14 protein-coding genes are annotated in these 17651 nt (G+C 68.2%); 11 read left to right on the plus strand and 3 right to left on the minus strand.

Going from position 1 to position 17651, the window contains the following annotated elements; translation table 11 throughout:
- The first annotated feature begins 132 nt into the window (after positions 1-132).
- Positions 133-867, plus strand: a complete 735-nt coding sequence (locus tag WS46_RS05725; RefSeq protein ID WP_059524678.1) for a peptidoglycan DD-metalloendopeptidase family protein — start codon at positions 133-135, stop codon at positions 865-867.
- 48 nt (positions 868-915) lie between these two features.
- On the opposite strand, the gene WS46_RS05730 is transcribed toward WS46_RS05725, so the two are convergent.
- Positions 916-1554, minus strand: a complete 639-nt coding sequence (locus WS46_RS05730) for a Pr6Pr family membrane protein (protein WP_059525630.1) — start codon at positions 1552-1554, stop codon at positions 916-918.
- A gap of 234 nt (positions 1555-1788) precedes the next feature.
- On the opposite strand from WS46_RS05730, the gene WS46_RS05735 reads away from it, so the two are divergent.
- From WS46_RS05735 to WS46_RS05755, 5 genes are all read left to right on the plus strand, one after another.
- Entirely contained in the window at positions 1789-2325 is a 537-nt protein-coding gene (locus WS46_RS05735; RefSeq protein ID WP_059689650.1) for a cytochrome b, read from the plus strand.
- A 156-nt stretch (positions 2326-2481) separates the two neighbouring features.
- Complete coding sequence (locus WS46_RS05740; RefSeq protein ID WP_059689652.1) at positions 2482-2850, plus strand: DUF2946 domain-containing protein; 369 nt, start codon at positions 2482-2484, stop codon at positions 2848-2850.
- An 83-nt stretch (positions 2851-2933) separates the two neighbouring features.
- A complete protein-coding gene (locus WS46_RS05745; protein WP_059689654.1) occupies positions 2934-5066 on the plus strand; it encodes a TonB-dependent copper receptor in 2133 nt (710 codons plus the stop codon).
- Between the two features lie 236 nt (positions 5067-5302).
- Positions 5303-6397 carry a triacylglycerol lipase gene (locus WS46_RS05750; protein WP_059689656.1) on the plus strand — a complete coding sequence of 365 codons (1095 nt, stop codon included), beginning with the start codon at positions 5303-5305 and terminating at the stop codon, positions 6395-6397.
- A 3-nt stretch (positions 6398-6400) separates the two neighbouring features.
- Positions 6401-7435: a lipase secretion chaperone gene (locus WS46_RS05755; protein ID WP_059689658.1), complete on the plus strand. Its 1035-nt coding sequence runs from the start codon at positions 6401-6403 to the stop codon at positions 7433-7435.
- Positions 7436-7444: 9 nt separating this feature from the next.
- On the opposite strand, the gene WS46_RS05760 is transcribed toward WS46_RS05755, so the two are convergent.
- Positions 7445-8968, minus strand: a complete 1524-nt coding sequence (locus WS46_RS05760; protein WP_059524690.1) for a PLP-dependent aminotransferase family protein — start codon at positions 8966-8968, stop codon at positions 7445-7447.
- 107 nt (positions 8969-9075) lie between these two features.
- On the opposite strand from WS46_RS05760, the gene WS46_RS05765 reads away from it, so the two are divergent.
- From WS46_RS05765 to WS46_RS05785, 5 genes are all read left to right on the plus strand, one after another.
- Positions 9076-10167: an ABC transporter ATP-binding protein gene (locus tag WS46_RS05765; protein ID WP_059524691.1), complete on the plus strand. Its 1092-nt coding sequence runs from the start codon at positions 9076-9078 to the stop codon at positions 10165-10167.
- A 78-nt stretch (positions 10168-10245) separates the two neighbouring features.
- Positions 10246-11292, plus strand: a complete 1047-nt coding sequence (locus WS46_RS05770) for an ABC transporter substrate-binding protein (RefSeq protein ID WP_059689660.1) — start codon at positions 10246-10248, stop codon at positions 11290-11292.
- Positions 11293-11394: 102 nt separating this feature from the next.
- Positions 11395-12651, plus strand: a complete 1257-nt coding sequence (locus tag WS46_RS05775; protein WP_059525635.1) for an ABC transporter permease — start codon at positions 11395-11397, stop codon at positions 12649-12651.
- 37 nt (positions 12652-12688) lie between these two features.
- On the plus strand, positions 12689-13525 hold the full coding sequence (locus WS46_RS05780; RefSeq protein WP_059525632.1) for an ABC transporter permease: 837 nt from the start codon (positions 12689-12691) through the stop codon (positions 13523-13525).
- A gap of 241 nt (positions 13526-13766) precedes the next feature.
- A complete protein-coding gene (locus tag WS46_RS05785) occupies positions 13767-15194 on the plus strand; it encodes an MFS transporter (RefSeq protein ID WP_063888579.1) in 1428 nt (475 codons plus the stop codon).
- An 82-nt stretch (positions 15195-15276) separates the two neighbouring features.
- On the opposite strand, the gene WS46_RS05790 is transcribed toward WS46_RS05785, so the two are convergent.
- On the minus strand, positions 15277-17016 hold the full coding sequence (locus tag WS46_RS05790; RefSeq protein WP_059689662.1) for a protease pro-enzyme activation domain-containing protein: 1740 nt from the start codon (positions 17014-17016) through the stop codon (positions 15277-15279).
- Between the last annotated feature and the right edge of the window lie 635 nt (positions 17017-17651).

Here is a 17651-nt window from a genome sequence, read left to right on the forward strand (position 1 = left end):
CCGACGTCCCGCTGTGGAAACTGACGGCCGCGAGAGCGGTCGGATACTGGTTGGTCCGGCCTCTGGCCGGACATCGTGCGTCGCACGCCGGAGGGCGGTGGGCGGCGCAACGACGCAAATCCGGGAGGACCCTTGAGAAAAACGATTCCGATCCACGATGCGCTGGCGCGCTGGTTGCCGCAGGCGGCGCTCGTCGCCGCGGCTGCCGCGCTGACGGGCTGTACGATGACGCCGTGGACCGACAGCTGGCAGCCGGTACGACCGTCGACGCCGGCGTCGGTCGCCACGCCGGGCGTGATCGCCGGCTATTACCGCGTGAACCCGGGCGACACGCTTGCCGGCGTCGCCGCCGCCTACGGGCAGCGCGTGCAGGACGTGGCCAGCTGGAACCACATGTCGCCGAATGACGCCGTGTCGCCCGGCCAGGTGCTGCGCGTCGCGCCGCCGCCTGCCGCGACCTCGCTCGGGCAGGCGCCCGCCGCGGCCGCGCAACCGGGCTCGCTGGCCTGGCCGGCCACGGGCATGGTCGCCGCGCCGTTCCTGGCCGGCAAGACGCGCGGCATCGTGATCGCCGCGACCGGGCCCGACCGTTCGGTGCGGGCGGCGGCAAACGGGCGCGTGGTCTACGCCGGGTCCGGCGTCAAGGCATACGGCCCGCTGGTGATCCTGAAGCACGACAACGGCCTCATCACGGCCTACGGGCACAACGGCAAGCTGCTCGTCAACGAAGGCGACGCGGTGCGCGCGGGCCAGCCGGTCGCCGAAATGGGCACCGACGCGAGCGGTCGCGCGACGTTCGACTTCGAAGTCCGGCAGAACGGCAAGGTCGTCGATCCGATGAACTTCCTGCCGCGCAACGGCGGCTGACGCGCTGCGTCACGGCGTGTGCGCCGCGCGGCGCACACGTTCCCGTCTTCACCCTTCCTTGAGCTCCGCGGTGCCGGACTGCCTCGCATGATTGCCGAGCCAGCGAATGCCCAGCGCGAGTCCCGCTGCGCCGAGCGCGATGAGCGAACACTGGATCGCGACCGGCACGTACCCGTGCGGCCGCGGATCGACGAACGGATAGGGATACCAGTTCTCCAGCGCGCCGCGCACGAGCGTATAGCCGAGATAGACGACCGGAAAGCCGAGCCACGCGAGCGCGCTGCGCCACGCGATCGGCGAGCGCGGTTCCACGTACAGCCAGTCGCACAGCACCACGAGCGGCACGATCCGGTGCAGGACCCAGTTGTTGAGGGCCGGCGTGACGTGGCGCAACGCATCGAGCCGCGCGAGCAGCAATTCGTAGACGATCGCAGTGATCAGCACGTAGAGCACGGCGGCGCCGCGCATCGATTCGTAGCGCGCCGAGCCGGGACGCGTGACACGCGACAGCCCCACGACCAGCATGGCCGCGGCATAGAGGCTGCTCAGTTGTGTGAAGTAGCTGAAGTAGTTGCCGAGATGGAAGGCAGGCATGCCCCAGTAGCCGGCGACGCTGTGCAGCGTGGTCGACACCGCGAGCAACGCGGCGATCAGCCGGTAGGCCGCAACGAAGAACGCTTTGCTCATGATGCCCGCGCAACGTCGCACCAAAGCTTCATCGTGCCACAGCCGCTGGCGCGCGCGATTCGGACTTTCCATATGGCGGGCCAGTGGACGGGCCGAGCGAATTCCTCGGATATTTGATCCGGCCGGACAACGCCGGTCGCGCGTGAGGCTACAATCGGGGCAGCCGCCGGGGGCTGCCGTCAACCGCGGCATGTGGCGGCCCCGCATACCACACGAGAAATTACGAGACACAGCATGAAAAACATCCTCGCGAAACAGACGCGTTACAGCTCACCCGCGATCTTCTTCCACTGGGCCATCTTCCTGCTGGTGGCGCTGGCCTACCTGGCCATCGAGATTCGCGGCCCGAAAGGCAGCGACAGTCGCGTGTTCTGGATGAACGTGCACTTGCTGGCCGGTACCTTCGTGCTCGTGCTGTCGGTGCTGCGCGTGCTGTGGCGCATGATCAGCCGCGTGCCGGACGCTATTCCACAGACGACGCTGCTCAAGTGGCTGTCGAAGCTCGCGCATTTCGCGCTGTATGTATTCATCATCGCGCAGCCGCTGCTCGGCATCATGCTGATCAACATGGGCGGCAAGCCCGTGTCGCTCGACTGGATCGGCGTGTCGTTCACGCTGTTCGGACCGGACAAGGCGCTGCGGCCGACGATCAAGGAAGCGCACGAACTGATCGGTAACGCGTTCTACTTCGTGATCGGCCTGCATGCGCTGGCCGCGCTTTATCATCACTTCATCCGGCGCGACGACGTGCTGCGACGCATGGCACCGTGATGGCCGCGCGCTGAAGCCGCGCAGCAGCCGGGGGCGCATGGTTGTATCGACAACCATGCGCCCCCGGTCCGTTTACCGCGATGCGCGACTGGCCATCGCGGCGAACATTCTGTAACATCTCGGCTGCTTTTACATTCCGCTTACGCATCGCCGCGCATGCTGCACCGACATCGTCACCTGACCGCCTGGCTCGGCGTGTTCGCGATCTGGCTCGCGATCGCGGCGCCGCTGGTGTCGCAGTGGCGCATCGCGCAGGCGGCCACTCCTGACTCAATCGTCTGCAGTGCAGAGCATGGCGCACACCGCGCGCCCGATGCGGGCCGCGCGCACGACCATGCACTGCATCTCGATGCGTGCGGCTATTGCGGCTTCTTCGCGCACAGTCCCGCGATCGGCGGCGCGGCCGCCGCATCGTTCGCCTTCGTCCCCCCTGATGCCGTTTCCGCCGCCGCGCCGCATGCGGTCGCGGCACGCGCCGACCGCTATCCGCGCGCGTACCCACGCGCACCGCCCGAGCGCGCCTGACGCGCTGTCTTCCGTTCCATTCATCGCCGATATCCGTGCGGTCCGTCGAGGCCGCGTGGAGGGCGTCACTCGGGCTTTCGATCATGACCATTCTTTCCTTGCGCGCGCCGAGGGCGGCGCGCCATTCCCGTGCGCGGCGCGTGCCGCGCATGCTGAAACTCACCGTTCCCGCGCTGGCCGTCGGCGCGATGACCGCCGCCGCGGCCGCGACCGAATCCGCGCAGGCCGCCGGTGCGCCGACGGACGACGCGGCCGTGCTGCTGCCGCCCGTCGAAGTCGTGGCGTCGCCGTTGACGACGCCGCTCGTCGTCGTCACGGATCCGAAGACGCCGCGCCAGCCGCTGCCGGCGAGCGACGGTGCGGACTACCTGAAGACGATTCCCGGCTTCACGTCGATCCGTAGCGGCGGGACCAACGGCGACCCCGTGCTGCGCGGGATGTTCGGGTCGCGGTTGAACATCCTCGCGAACGGGATGCCGACGCTCGGCGCGTGCCCGAACCGGATGGATGCGCCGACCTCGTATATCGCGCCGGAAAGCTATGACAAGGTCACCGTCGTGAAGGGCCCGCAGACGGTGCTGTACGGCCCCGGCGCATCGGCCGGCACCGTGCTGTTCGAACGCGTGACGCCGCGCTTCGAGCGGCCCGGCATGCGCTTCGACGGCAGCGTGGTCGGCGGATCGTTCGGCCGCAACGATCAGAACGTCGACGTGACGGCCGGCACGCCGGACGTCTACGGCCGCGTGATCGCGAACCATGCGCATGCGCAGGACTACGAGGACGGCAACGGCAACACCGTGCCGTCGCAATGGGACAAGTGGAACGCGGACGCGGCGCTGGGCTGGACGCCCGACGATCACACGCGCGTCGAACTGACGGCGGGCACCGGTGACGGTTATGCGCGCTACGCGGGGCGCGGGATGGACGGCGCGCATTTCCGTCGCGAGACGTTCGGCCTGTCGTTCGACAAGCGGCATCTCGGCGACGTGCTCGACCGGATCGAAGCGCGCGTGTACTACAACGAAGCCGACCACGTGATGGACAACTACACGCTGCGGCAACCCGATCCGACCAGCAGCATGCCGATGCGAATGGCATCCGAGGTGCGGCGCCGCACGCTCGGTGCGCGGGCGGCCGCGACGTTCCGATTCGGCGACGACTTCAAGCTCGTGACCGGCGTCGATGCGCAGTCGAACCGGCTCGATTCGCGCTCGGCGATGGGGCGACAGAACTACGGCGACCAGCCGTGGGATGCGCAGGCGACGATGTGGAATGCCGGCGCGTTCGGCGAGCTGACGTGGTATGCGAGCGATGCGTCGCGCGTGATCGGCGGCGCGCGGGTCGACTACGCGAGCGCGCGCGACAAGCGTGCGACGACGCGCGGGATGATGTCGAGCAAGCCGAACCCGACCTTCGACGACGATCGCGCGCGCGTGCTGCCGAGCGGCTTCGTGCGGTACGAGCGCGATCTCGCCGCGCTGCCGGTCACGTGGTACGCGGGGATCGGTCACGCGGAACGCTATCCGGACTACTGGGAACTGTTCTCCGCGAAGCGCGGGCCGGCCGGTTCGATCAACGCGTTCTCGGCGGTGCAGCCGGAGAAGACTACGCAGCTTGACATCGGCGCGCAGTACAAGAGCGACCGGTTCGATGCGTGGGTGTCGGCCTACGCGGGCTATGTGCAGGACTACATCCTGTTCAACTACGCGGCAGGGATGATGGGGCCGACCACGCAGGCGACCAACGTCAACGCGCAGATCATGGGCGGCGAAGCCGGCGTGTCGTGGCGGCCGGTCGCACCGCTGCGCGTCGAGACGTCGCTCGCGTATGCGTGGGGGCGCAACGCGACGAGCGGCGATCCGCTGCCGCAGATGCCGCCGCTCGAGGCGCGCTTCGGTCTCGAATACACGCGCGGCGCATGGTCGGCCGGCGGCCTGTGGCGGGTCGTTGCGCCGCAGCATCGCTATGCCCTGAACGAAGGCAACGTGGTGGGCAAGGACTTCGGTCCGAGCGCCGGCTTCGGCGTGCTGTCGTTGCATGCGCAGTACAACGTCAGCAAGAAGGTGCAGATCTCGGTCGGCATCGACAACGTGCTGAACAAGGCCTACACCGAGCATCTGAACCTCGCCGGCAATGCGGGCTTCGGCTATCCGGCGAACGCGCCGGTGATGGAGCCGGGGCGCACGGCATGGGTGCGTGTGAGCGCGAAGCTGTAACGCGCGGCGCGCGTGTGCGATGCAGCATGCGCACGCGTGAACGCAGCCCCGCCCGAATGGGCGGGGCGCGTCAACCGATTAGAGAACCGTATCTAGTCAGGGCGCAAACGTTCGCGACTCGTGATTCACTCCTGTACTCGACGCACACGTTGCCCGCGACCGTCCCGTTCGCGACCCGCCGTGCGCGTCGATCCGATCTCATTCGCACCGGCAACACAATAATCAGGAGAACATACATGGCCAGATCGATGCGTTCCAGGGGGGTGGCAGGGGCAGTGGCTTGCGCGATGAGCGTCGCGCCGTTCGCGGGGACGACCGCGCTGATGACGCTCGCGACGACGCACGAGGCGATGGCGGCAACCGCGCCGGCGGACGACTACGCGGCGACGCGTTATCCGATCATCCTCGTGCACGGGCTCACCGGCACCGACAAGTACGCGGGCGTGCTCGAGTACTGGTACGGCATCCAGGAGGACCTGCAGCAGCATGGCGCGACCGTCTACGTCGCGAACCTGTCGGGGTTCCAGAGCGACGACGGGCCGAACGGGCGCGGCGAACAACTGCTCGCTTACGTGAAGACGGTACTCGCCGCGACGGGGGCGACCAAGGTCAATCTCGTCGGTCACAGCCAAGGCGGTCTGACCTCGCGCTACGTCGCGGCCGTCGCGCCCGATCTCGTCGCGTCGGTGACGACGATCGGCACGCCGCATCGCGGCTCGGAGTTCGCCGACTTCGTGCAGGGCGTGCTTGCCTACGATCCGACCGGATTGTCGTCGTCGGTGATCGCGGCGTTCGCCAATGTGTTCGGTATCCTGACGAGCAGCAGCAACAACGCCAATCAGGACGCGCTCGCCGCACTGAAGACGCTGACGACTTCCCAGGCCGCCACGTACAACCAGAATTACCCGAGCGCGGGCCTCGGCGCGCCGGGCAGCTGCCAGACGGGTGCGCCGACGGAAACCGTCGGTGGCAATACGCACCTGCTGTATTCGTGGGCCGGCACGGCGATCCAGCCGACCGTCTCCGCGTTCGGCGTGACGGGCGCGACGGACACCAGCACGATTCCGTTGATCGACCCGGCGAACGCGCTGGACCTGTCGACGCTTGCGTTGTTCGGCACGGGCACGGTGATGATCAATCGCGCCTCGGGCCAGAACGACGGGCTCGTGTCGAAGTGCAGTGCGCTTTACGGGAAGGTGCTGAGCACGAGCTACAAGTGGAACCATCTCGACGAGATCAACCAGTTGCTCGGCGTGCGCGGCGCGAATGCGGAAGATCCGGTCGCGGTGATCCGCACGCATGCGAACCGGCTGAAGCTCGCGGGCGCATGATCGATGACGGCACGTGAAGGACGCGCGCCGCTGGCGCGGCGCGTAGCGGTCTATGGCGCGGTGGGGTTGGCGGCGATCGCCGGCGTCGCGATCTGGGGCGGCACGGCGTCGCATCGCGGCGCCGACGCGACGCATGCGGCGGCCGATGCGGCAGTGCTCGGCGGTAAGCGCGCCGCACCGCCGCAGGCCGCATTGCCCGCGAGCGCGGGCCTGCCGCCGCCGCTCGCCGGTTCCAGTGCGCCGAGGCTGCCGCTCGATGCCGGCGGCCATCTCGCGAAGTCGCGCGCGGTGCGCGATTTCTTCGACTACTGCCTGACCGCGCGCAGCGACCTGAACGCGGCCGCGCTCGACGCACTCGTCGTGCGCGAGATCGCCGCACAGCTCGACGGCACGGCGGCGCAACCCGAGGCGCTCGACGTCTGGCATCGATATCGCGCGTATCTCGACGCGCTGGCGAAGCTGCCTGAGGCGGGCGCGGTCGACAAGTCCGATCTCGGTGCGCTGCAGCTCGCGCTCGATCGGCGCGCGTCGATCGCGTCGCGCGCGCTCGGCGACTGGAGCCAGCCGTTCTTCGGCTCGGAGCAGTGGCGGCAGCGCTACGATCTCGCGCGGCTGAAGATTGCGCAGGACCGCACGCTGACGGATGCACAGAAGGCGGAGCGGCTCGCAGCGCTCGCGCAGCAGATGCCCGCCGACGAACGCGCGGCACGGCAGAAGGCCGACCGGCAGCAGGCCGCGATCGACCAGATCGCGCAGTTGCAGAAGAGCGGGGCGACGCCGGACGCAATGCGCGCGCAATTGACGCAGACACTTGGCCCGGAAGCCGCCGCGCGCGTCGCGCAGATGCAGGAGGACGACGCATCGTGGCAGAGCCGCTACGCCGACTATGCGGCGCAGCGTGCGCAGATCGGCGCGGCCGGATTGTCGCCGCAGGATCGCGACGCGCAGATCGCCGCGCTGCGGCAGCGCATGTTCACGAAGCCCGGCGAAGCGATGCGCGCGGCGTCGCTCGACCGCGGCACGGTTGCCGCGCAGTGACGCACACGGTCATGCCGCGCGCGTGAAGTGCCGCGGCAGATGCTGTTCGATGGTTGCCGCGAGCGTGTCGAACGCGGGGCCGATGCCTTCGTGCGCGACGCACGCATAGCCGAGCAGCAGCCCGCGCCGCGCGGTGTCGAGGTTGCTGTAGTAGCTGGTCAGCGGACGCACGATCACACCCGCGTCGAATGCGCTTTGCGTGACCGCGCGATCGTCGCACGTGTCGGGCAGGCCGAGCACCAGATGCAGGCCGGCCTCGTCGCCCATCACGGGCAGCGCGTCGCCGAAGCGCGCATGGATCGCATCGATCAGCAATTGCCGGCGCTCGCCGTACAGCGTGCGCATTCGCCTGACGTGTGAAGTCAGGTGCCCGTCCATGATGAATTCGGCGAGCACGGCCTGCTGCATCAGCTGGCCCTCGCGATACAGTTCCGACAACCCGGTGCGGAACGTGTCGACAAGATGCTCCGGCACGACCATGTAGCCCATCCGCAGGCCCGGGAACAGCATCTTGCCGAGGCTGCCGACGTAGATCACGCGGCCGCCGTCGTCGAGGCCCTGCAGCGACGCGAGCGGGCGGCTGCCGTAGCGGAATTCGCTGTCGTAGTCGTCCTCGATGATCCAGCAGCGGTGCTGGCGCGCGTACTCGAGCAGCATCCGACGCCGTGCGAGACTCATCACCATACCGAGCGGATACTGGTGCGACGGCGTGACGAGCACGAGCCGCGGCGGATGCTGCATGTCGCTCGCGCTCGGATCGATGCCTTCCTGGTCGACCGGTACCGGCGTGAGCGCGAGGCCGGTCGCCTGCAGCACGCTGCGCACGCCCCAGTAGCACGGCTCCTCGACCCACGCGCGATCGCCGATGTCGGACAGCAACCGCACCGCGAGGTCGATCGACTGGTGGATGCCGGTCGTGATGATCACCTGGTCCGGCGAGCATTTAACCGAGCGCGCGACGCGCAGGTAGTCGGCGAGCGCACGGCGCAGCGGCCGGTAGCCGCCGCCCGGCGAATAGGTCAGCAACTCGGGATTCGCTTCTTTCCACAGGCGAGCCTGCAGGCGGCTCCATGTGCGGCTCGGGAATTCCGACACGTCCGGCACGCCCGGCATGAACGCACCCCACTGGCGCCGCGACACGCCCGCATGCTCGATCAACTGCCGCCCGCGCATCGACAGGTCGCCTTGTGCGTCCTGCTGCGCCGCCGCACCGGCGTCGGACGGCGGCGGCGCGGCGCCCGGCACGCGGATCGCGGCCGCGTCCGGGCGCGTGTCGGCCACATAGGTGCCGCTCCCGGTCGTCGTCAGCACATAGCCTTCGGCCGTCAACTGGTCGTACACGTGCAGCACGGTATTGCGCGCGATCGACAGGTCTGCCGCGAGGGTGCGCGAACTGGGCAGTTTTGTCCCTGGCCCTAATTCCCCGGTCAGAATCGCTTGCTGCATCAGTTGCAGCAACTGCCGATACATCGGCTCGGACGAACTGCGGTCGAGACGGGCGGAGAGCCAGTCGGCCAGGATCACGGTATCCAAAGTGGTCCTACTAGGAATATTGAAATGGTTCCCTATTGTAGAACCGTACGCACCGTATAGTGGGTTCATCTCAAAAACGTTTGTCGCGCAGCAAGGGGACAGCCACGATGAAGTCCGATGATGTGATCGTCAGCTTTCGCGGCGTGCGGAAGACCTATGACGGCGAGACGCTGGTCGTCAAATCGCTCGACCTCGACATCCACCGAGGGGAATTCCTGACGCTGCTCGGGCCGTCCGGCTCGGGCAAGACCACCTGCCTGATGATGCTGGCGGGCTTCGAGTTTCCGACGGGCGGCGAGATCCGCCTCGACGGCGAACTGCTGAACACCGTGCCGCCGCACAAGCGCAACATCGGCATGGTGTTCCAGAACTACGCGCTGTTTCCGCACCTGACGGTCGAGCAGAACGTCGCGTATCCGCTGTCGGTGCGCAAGCTGCCGCCGGCCGAGCGCGCGGAGCGCGTCGCGCATGCGCTGAAGATGGTGCAGATGGAGCGTTTCGCGAAACGCTATCCGGCGCAGTTGTCGGGCGGCCAGCAGCAGCGCATCGCGCTCGCGCGGGCGCTCGTGTTCGAGCCCAAGCTCGTGCTGATGGACGAGCCGCTCGGCGCGCTCGACAAGCAGTTGCGCGAACACATGCAGTACGAACTGAAGGCGCTGCACGAGAAGCTCGGCGTGACCTTCGTCTACGTGACGCACGACCAGGGCGAGGCGTTGACGATGTCCGATCGCGTCGCGGTGTTCGACAAGGGCATCGTGCAGCAGCTCGATACCGTCGACCGCCTGTACGAATCGCCGTGCAACGAATTCGTCGCGAACTTCATCGGCGACAGCAACCGGCTGCGCGGCACCATCGCGCGCGTCGACGGCGAATTCTGCGAATTCCGCCTCGACGACGGCACGCAGCTCGTCGGTCGCCGCATCGGCGACGCGGCCGAAGGCGCGCCGGCCGTCGCATGCATCCGGCCCGAACGCATGAGCCTCGCGAACGGTCACGCGAACGGCACCGCCAACCGCGTGACCGGCGAGGCGCGCAGTCTCATCTATTTCGGCGATCACGTGCGCATGCGCTGCGCGCTGCCGGGCCAGGACGAATGCTTCGTGAAGGTGCCGCTCGGCACGGGCGCGCTCGACGCGTTCTCGCCCGGCGCGCCGGTATCGCTCGCATTCGCGCCCGAGCATCTGCGCGTATTCGCCTGACGCAGGGTTTTCCCGCTTTATCGCAGCACGTCGTCAACTACAACTGCCCACTTCCACCACGAGAGGAGAGGAACCATCATGAACGGAGCAAGCACTACCGCGCGTCGCACCGCGCTCGCACTGGCGCTCGCCGTCGTCGGCGCATCGGCCACGGCGGCCGAACTCACGGTCGTCAACTTCGGCGGCGCGAACGGCGACGCACAGAAGGCCGCATTCAACCAGCCGTTCGAGAAGGCGACCGGCAACAAGGTCACGGCCGTCGAGTACAACGGCGAGCAGGCGAAAGTGAAGGCGATGGTCGAGGCGAAGCACGTCAACTGGGACGTGGTCGAAGTCGAATCGGGCGACCTGAACCGCGGCTGCGACGAAGGGCTGTACGAAAAGCTCGACTGGTCGAAGATCGCGAAGAAGTCCGACCTGATTCCCGAATCGCCGCAGGTGTGCGGCGTCGGCTTCTTCGTGTGGTCGACCGCGCTGTCGTACAACGCGGACAAGCTGAAGACCGCGCCGACCGGCTGGGCCGATTTCTGGAACGTGAAGAAATTCCCCGGCAAGCGCGGCATGCGCAAGGGCGCGCGCTACAACCTCGAGTTCGCGCTGATGGCCGACGGCGTCGCGACGAAGGACGTGTACAAGGTGCTCGGCACGAAGGCCGGCCAGGACCGCGCGTTCAAGAAGCTCGACGAGCTGAAGCCGTACATCCAGTGGTGGGAAGCGGGCGCGCAGCCGCCGCAGTTCCTGGTGGCCGGCGACGTCGTGATGTCGACCGCGTACAACGGCCGTATCGATGCCGCGCAGAAGGAAGGCAAGAACCTGAAGGTCGTGTGGAACGGCAGCATCTACGACCTCGACTACTGGGCGATTCCGAAGGGCTCGCCGAACAAGGCGCTGGCCGAGCAGTACATCGCGTACACGCTGACGCCGAAGCCGCAGCAAGGGTATGCGCAGCACATCGCGTACGGCCCGACGAACATCGCGGCGATCAAGTCGCTCGACGCGAAGACGCTCGCGAACCTGCCGAACTCGCCGGCCAACGGCAAGAACGCGGTGCTGGAGGACATCGGCTTCTGGACCGACCACAGCGACGAGCTCGAGCAGCGCTTCGCCGCGTGGGCGACGAAGTAACCGCTACTCAGGTGTCCTGATGCAACCTGCCGCGCGGCGCATCGACTGCGTCGCGCGGCATTCCGCCGGATCGAGCCCGGCCGGAGAGAACCGTTGAACACGATGACGATCGCTCCTTCCTCGCCGTCGACGGCCGCGCTCAAGCGCGAGCTGAAGGCCGCCGAGGCCCGCAAGCGCACGATGGCGCTGCTGCTGATCGCGCCGCTCGCGATCTTCCTGCTGCTCATCTTCGTCGTGCCGATCGGCACGCTGCTCACGCGCGCGGTGCAGAACCCCGAGATCGCGACCGCGCTGCCGAACACGATCGCCGCGCTGTCGGGCTGGGACCGCAAGGCGCCACCGGCCGACGCCGCGTATGCCGCGCTCGCGGCCGACATGACGAAGGTCGCCGACAGCGAGGCGATGGGCGCACTCGCGCGGCGCCTGAACACCGAGATTCCCGGCTACCGCTCGCTCGTCGCGAAGACGGCGCGCGCGATGCCGCTGAAAGGCGACAACGACGCGGCGCTGACGCCCGCGCAAACGCGCGCGAAACTGATCGATCTCGATTCGCGCTGGGGCGACGTTGCGTACTGGCAGTCGATCGCGAAGAACGGCAGCCAGATGTCGCCGTTCTACCTGCTCGCCGCGCTCGACCACAAGCAGGACGGCTTCGGCCGGATCGTGCAGGCCGATCCCGATCAGTCGATCTATCTCGCGATCTTCGGCCGCACGTTCGTGATCGGCGTCGCCGTTACGCTGTTCGCGCTGCTGCTCGGCTACCCGCTCGCGTACTGGATCTCGACGCTGTCGGAGCGCCGCGCGAACCTCGTGATGATCCTCGTGCTGATTCCGTTCTGGACCTCGGTGCTGGTGCGCGTCGCCGCGTGGATCGTGCTGCTGCAGAGCGAAGGGCTCATCAATACGGCGCTGATCGGCAGCGGGCTGATCTCGCATCCGCTGACGCTGCTGTTCAACCGCGTCGGCGTGTACATCTCGATGACGCACATCCTGCTGCCGTTCATGATCCTGCCGCTCTACAGCGTGATGAAGTCGATCCCGCCGACCTACCAGCGCGCGGCCGTGTCGCTCGGCAGCCATCCGTTCGCCGCGTTCTGGCGTGTGTACGTGCCGCAGACCTATCCGGGCGTCGGCGCCGGCGCGCTGCTCGTGTTCATCCTGGCGATCGGCTACTACATCACGCCCGCGCTGCTCGGCGGGCCGAACGACCAGATGGTCAGCTACTACGTCGCGTACTTCACGAACGTGACGATCAACTGGGGCATGGCGTGCGCGCTCGGCGGGCTGCTGCTCGCGGCGACGCTGGTGCTGTATGCGGTATATGGGCGCTTCACGCGCACCAACGTGAGCCTCGGCTGAGCGCCGCGCACAACGAAACGGGAAGGGGATGCCGACCATGAAACTCGCCAGGCCGCTGTTCGCGCCGCACATGTCGTTCGTCGAGCGCGCGTGGTACGTCGCGCTGCGCGTGCTCGTCGTGCTGACGCTGCTGTACCTGATCCTGCCGGTGCTCGCCATCGTGCCGCTGTCGTTTTCGTCGAGCACGTTCCTCGTCTATCCGATCCCGGGCTTCTCGATGCGCTGGTACGAGAACCTGATCGCGTCGGACGAGTGGCGGATGGCCGCGAAGAACAGCTTCATCGTCGCGCCGTCGGCGACCGTCGTCGCGACCGTGCTCGGCACGCTCGCCGCGATCGGCCTCACGAAGGCGGACTTCCGCGGCAAGGGGCTCCTGATGGCCGTGCTGCTGTCGCCGATGATCGTGCCCGTAGTCGTGGTCGGCGTCGGCATGTATCTGTTCTTCGCGCCGCTCGGGCTCGCGAATACCTACACGGGGCTGATCGCCGCGCACGCGGCGCTCGGCGTGCCGTTCGTCGTGACGACGGTGGCCGCGACGCTGCAGGGCTTCAACCAGAATCTGGTGCGCGCGAGCCTGTCGCTCGGCGCGAATCCCGTCACGACGTTCTTCCGCGTGACGCTGCCGGTGATCGCGCCGGGCGTGATGTCGGGTGCGTTGTTCGCGTTCGCGACGTCGTTCGACGAAGTCGTCGTCACGCTGTTCCTCGCGGGCGCGGATCAGACGACGCTGCCGCGCCAGATGTTCACCGGCATTCGCGAGAACATCAGCCCGACGATCGCCGCGCTCGCGACGATCCTGATCATCTTCTCGACGAGCCTGCTGCTCGCGCTCGAATGGCTGCGCGGACGCAACGCGCGACGCGCGGTGTCGTGACGGCCGGAAGCGCAGCGTCCGGCGCGCCGTCGATCGTTGCGTTTTCAACGATGCCGCGCACTCGACGCGGTGCACCGAAGCTTTCGTTTCGCTGACTGACGACGCGGTCGCCTGCACGTTCGATGCGGCTCTGCAACAATACGGCTCGCGGTGCCGCGCGTTCCGTTCGTGCAGCAGGGACGCCCGGTGCCGCGCCGCTCAATCCGCGACGCCGCGCGTCGCTCGTCAGCCGAGCCTCATCTTGTCCGAATTCGCATCCCCTGCCGGCGCCCGGGAGCCGGCCGTCAACTGGCGCGCGATGTCCGCCGTGCTGCTGGCCGTCGCGCTCGCGACGCTCGACACGGCAATCGCGAACACCGCGCTGCCCGCGATCGCCACCGACCTGCACGCGTCGCCGGCCGCGTCGGTGTGGATCATCAACGCCTACCAGCTCGCGATGGTCGCGACGCTGCTGCCGTTCGCGTCGCTCGGCGACATCGTCGGTCACAAGCGCGTGTATGTCGCGGGCCTCGCGGTGTTCACGCTCGCGTCGCTCGGCTGCTCGCTCGCGGCGACGCTGCCGCAGCTGACGGCGGCGCGGATCGTGCAGGGCTTCGGCGCGAGCGCGATCATGAGCGTGAACGTCGCGCTGATCCGCAACCTGTTTCCCGCGCACCGGCTCGGGCGCGGCGTCGGCTTCAACGCACTGGTCGTCGGCGTGTCGTTCGCCGTGGGGCCGACGATCGCGTCGCTGATCCTGTCGGTGGCCGCCTGGCCGTGGCTATTCGCGGTGAACGTGCCGCTCGGCGTGCTCGCGCTTGCCGTGGCGATTCCGTCGCTGCCGCAGACGGCGCGCGGCAAGCATGCGTTCGATCCGCTCGCCGCGCTGTTCAACGTGATCACGTTCGCATCGCTGATCTTCGCGCTCGGCGAATTCGCGCAGCGCGGGCCGCTGTCCGTCGTGTTCGCGGCTGCCGCGGTCGCGCTCGCGTTCGGGGCGCTGTTGATCCGCCGCCAGGCCGGGCACCCGGCGCCGATGTTGCCGGTCGACCTGTTCCGCCGGCCGGTGTTCACGCTGTCCGCGCTGACGGCCGTGTGCGCGTTCGCCGCGCAGGGGCTCGCGTTCGTGTCGCTGCCGTTCTACTTCGAAACCGTCCTGCATCGCGACGCGGTGGAGACGGGCTTCCTGATGACGCCATGGTCGGCGATCGTCGCGCTCGCCGCGCCGATCGCGGGCCGGCTTTCGGATCGCTATCCGCCCGGATTGCTCGGGGCGATCGGGCTCGCGCTGCTGAGCGCGGGGATGGTGTCGCTTGCCGCGCTGCCGGCGGCGCCGAACGTCGTCGACATCGGCTGGCGGATGATGCTGTGCGGCGCGGGCTTCGGTTTCTTCCAGTCGCCGAACCTGAAGGCGTTGATGTCGAGCGCGCCGCCCGAGCGCAGCGGCGGCGCGAGCGGCATCATCGCGACCGCGCGGCTGATCGGGCAGGCGACCGGCGCGGCGCTCGTCGCGCTGTCGTTCGGGATCGCCGGGCGTCATGGGCCGACGCTCGCGCTGATGCTCGGTGCGGGCTTTGCCGGCGCCGCGAGCGTCGCGAGCGGGCTGCGGCTCTTCGCACCGTCGCATCGGGCCGGCGCGCCGGTCGCATCGGTCGCGGCGACGCCGGCGAAGGAGCCGGCGACGGAGTAGCGTTCCGTACGCGCCCGCTGCCCGCGAGTTTCACGGCCGGCGCGCGGCGAACGACCGCCGCGCGCCGGCCTTCGCATCACGCTCAGAAGCCGCCCGTCTGGATCAGCTTGTTGAGGTTCGCGATGTTCAGGCTGCCGAAGCCGGTCGTCAGATCCCAGCCGGTGCCTGCCTGGTAGCCGTACCCCTGATAGCCGTTGTTTCCCGACACGACGTCATAGCGCACGAGCGACGGGTTCGACGGAACGTCCGCATAGAACTTGCCGGCCGGGAAGCCGAGGCCCGTGCCGTTCGCCGCGAGCAGACGCGCCCAGAAACCGGTGAAGATCGGCGCGGCGAGGCTCGTGCCGCCGATCTGCTGCAGCTGGCCGTAGTTGTAGATGTATGCGCCCGTGCTTTGCGCGGCGTCGAACGATACATCGGGCAACTGACGATTGCTGCCCGACTGCCACGCCGGCGCCGGCAGGACCGTGCTGACGCCGCCGCCCGTGGCCCACAGCTTGCCGTTCCCGTCGAGGCCTTCGTTCCACACCGTTTCATTCGAGAATGCACCCGCCGACGTGGTGTACAACGTCGTGCCGCCGATCGCGAGCACGTGCGGCGACGCGGCCGGCCACGACACCGTGTAGTTCGCGCCGTCCGGATAGCCGCGGTTGTTGCACTCGTAGACGCCTTCGTCGCCCGACGATACCGAGAACGTCTGGCCCTGCGCGGCAGCCGTCGTGAAGATCTGTTCCTCGGCGTCGATCGTGCCGTCCGCGTTCGCGTCGGTTTCGCACCAGCCGAGCGACACGTTGATCACCTTCGCGGTGTTGTCCGACACCGCGCGGTTGAATGCCTGCGTGAGCCCCGTGTTGCCGGCGGCGTTCAGGTCCGCCATGTAGAACACCAGCTTGCCGACCTGGCCGCCGGCCGAGCCGACGATCGACTGGCTGTCGAGATCCCATTCGCCCTGGCCGTCCTGGTCGTCGCTGTAGCTGCCGCTCGTGCCGGTGCCGTTGGTCTTGACGGTCTGGGTCGTGACCGTGCCGTAACCGTTGCTCGACGTGAACTGCTTCAGGTCCTGCAGCGTCTGCGACACGCCGCCGATCGTGATGATGCCGACGGTCACGCCGGCCGCGGTCGGCACGCCGGTCGCGTTGTAGAGGCCGGGGAATTCCTTCGGATAGTGGCCGGTGGCCGTGCCGGCCGCGAGTGCCTGCGGCTTCGCGACGTTGCCGATGCGCAGCATCGGCCGTGCGCGCGCGACGTTCTGCAACCCGAGCACCGAGCCGACGACGTCGCCGAGCGCGCGCGGCACCTGCGCGGTCGACGCGTTCGCGAAGCCCGAGCGGCCCGCGTACTGGAAATGCACGAGCGACGTGTTGAACGCGGTCTTTACCGTGCCGGCCGTGCCGCGCGCGGACACCAGCAGCCGGTTCGGCGCCACTTCGATGTTCACGAAGCCGCTCTTGCGCAGATAGTCGACGACCGACTTCACCTGCGCGTCGGTTGGTGCGTAGCTGGCGAGGAACTGCTCGTGCGTCAGGTACTGCCGGTAATGCGCGTTGCCGGGCCGGTTCACGTCGTGCGCGAGCTGCTTGAGCTGCGCGGCGTTGCGCAGCTTCAGGCTGACGACGACGTCGGTCGTCTCGCCGGCCGCGAGTTCGAGCGACGGCGCCGCGCTGCGCGCCATCAGTTGCGGGCCGGTCAGAAAGGCCTTCGTGTGGGTGTCGACCCAGTCCGTCGTCGCATGCGCCGCGCCGGCGGCGAGCACGAGCGGCCACGCGCACGCGAGGCGGCGGGGCGACGGAAGGGGGAGGGCAAACCAGGCGTTCCTTTTCATCGGGAGTCCTTTTTAGGAGAGACGACGTTGCTGGAGCCCCCGGCCCTTGTGGGGCCGCGAGCGGTGACGAGCGTAGGGCGTCGGTGCCGTTCAGGTAGCTGCCAGTTTCCATAGCTGTCAGTTCTGACATCGGCGTGTTCGCGCGCATGCGCGGCGGCGTCGACGCCCGCGGCATCGGTGCCGCCGAAGGGAACCGGTTCGCGACGCGATCGCGCTGCGATCGACGACGTTTGCACGCACGACTCGTTCGTTGCGGTATCGGAATGCGCGCGATTGCGGAGCGAATCGCCGCGAAAGCGCATTGCGTGTGATGGGGCGTCGGCGCGTCGCGCGTTGCACTATGTGGTCAAGCGTCGCCATGACGCCAACGCGACGCCGCCGCGATGCGCGGATGCACAGAAACGGGGCCGGTCGATCGCGAGCGTTTCCCGAACTGTGGAACAGCGCGATGCCGAGTCTTGCAGCGTGCTTTCGGTTCGCGGGTCGGGCGAGCGGATTAGAGGAAATGCTCGAATGCGAACGATGGCGCCGATTCGGCGCGCGCCGGATGTCCGTCGCCAGCGGTTCCGTTGCCGCTCGGCCCGCGCCGGCGAATGAGCACACTGCGGGATCGAACGACGTCACGCGCGAAATTC

The organism is Burkholderia sp. RF4-BP95, assembly GCF_001521985.1.
In the GTDB taxonomy this organism is placed as follows: domain Bacteria; phylum Pseudomonadota; class Gammaproteobacteria; order Burkholderiales; family Burkholderiaceae; genus Burkholderia; species Burkholderia diffusa.

Coding starts and splice junctions, on each gene's coding strand:
- WS46_RS05730 (WP_059525630.1), bottom strand. CDS start 1,554: ATGAGCAAAGCGTTCTTCGTTGCGGCCTACCGGCTGATCGCCGCGTTG.
- WS46_RS05735 (WP_059689650.1), top strand. CDS start 1,789: ATGAAAAACATCCTCGCGAAACAGACGCGTTACAGCTCACCCGCGATC.
- WS46_RS05740 (WP_059689652.1), top strand. CDS start 2,482: ATGCTGCACCGACATCGTCACCTGACCGCCTGGCTCGGCGTGTTCGCG.
- WS46_RS05745 (WP_059689654.1), top strand. CDS start 2,934: ATGACCATTCTTTCCTTGCGCGCGCCGAGGGCGGCGCGCCATTCCCGT.
- WS46_RS05750 (WP_059689656.1), top strand. CDS start 5,303: ATGGCCAGATCGATGCGTTCCAGGGGGGTGGCAGGGGCAGTGGCTTGC.
- WS46_RS05755 (WP_059689658.1), top strand. CDS start 6,401: ATGACGGCACGTGAAGGACGCGCGCCGCTGGCGCGGCGCGTAGCGGTC.
- WS46_RS05765 (WP_059524691.1), top strand. CDS start 9,076: ATGAAGTCCGATGATGTGATCGTCAGCTTTCGCGGCGTGCGGAAGACC.
- WS46_RS05770 (WP_059689660.1), top strand. CDS start 10,246: ATGAACGGAGCAAGCACTACCGCGCGTCGCACCGCGCTCGCACTGGCG.
- WS46_RS05775 (WP_059525635.1), top strand. CDS start 11,395: ATGACGATCGCTCCTTCCTCGCCGTCGACGGCCGCGCTCAAGCGCGAG.
- WS46_RS05780 (WP_059525632.1), top strand. CDS start 12,689: ATGAAACTCGCCAGGCCGCTGTTCGCGCCGCACATGTCGTTCGTCGAG.
- WS46_RS05790 (WP_059689662.1), bottom strand. CDS start 17,016: ATGAAAAGGAACGCCTGGTTTGCCCTCCCCCTTCCGTCGCCCCGCCGC.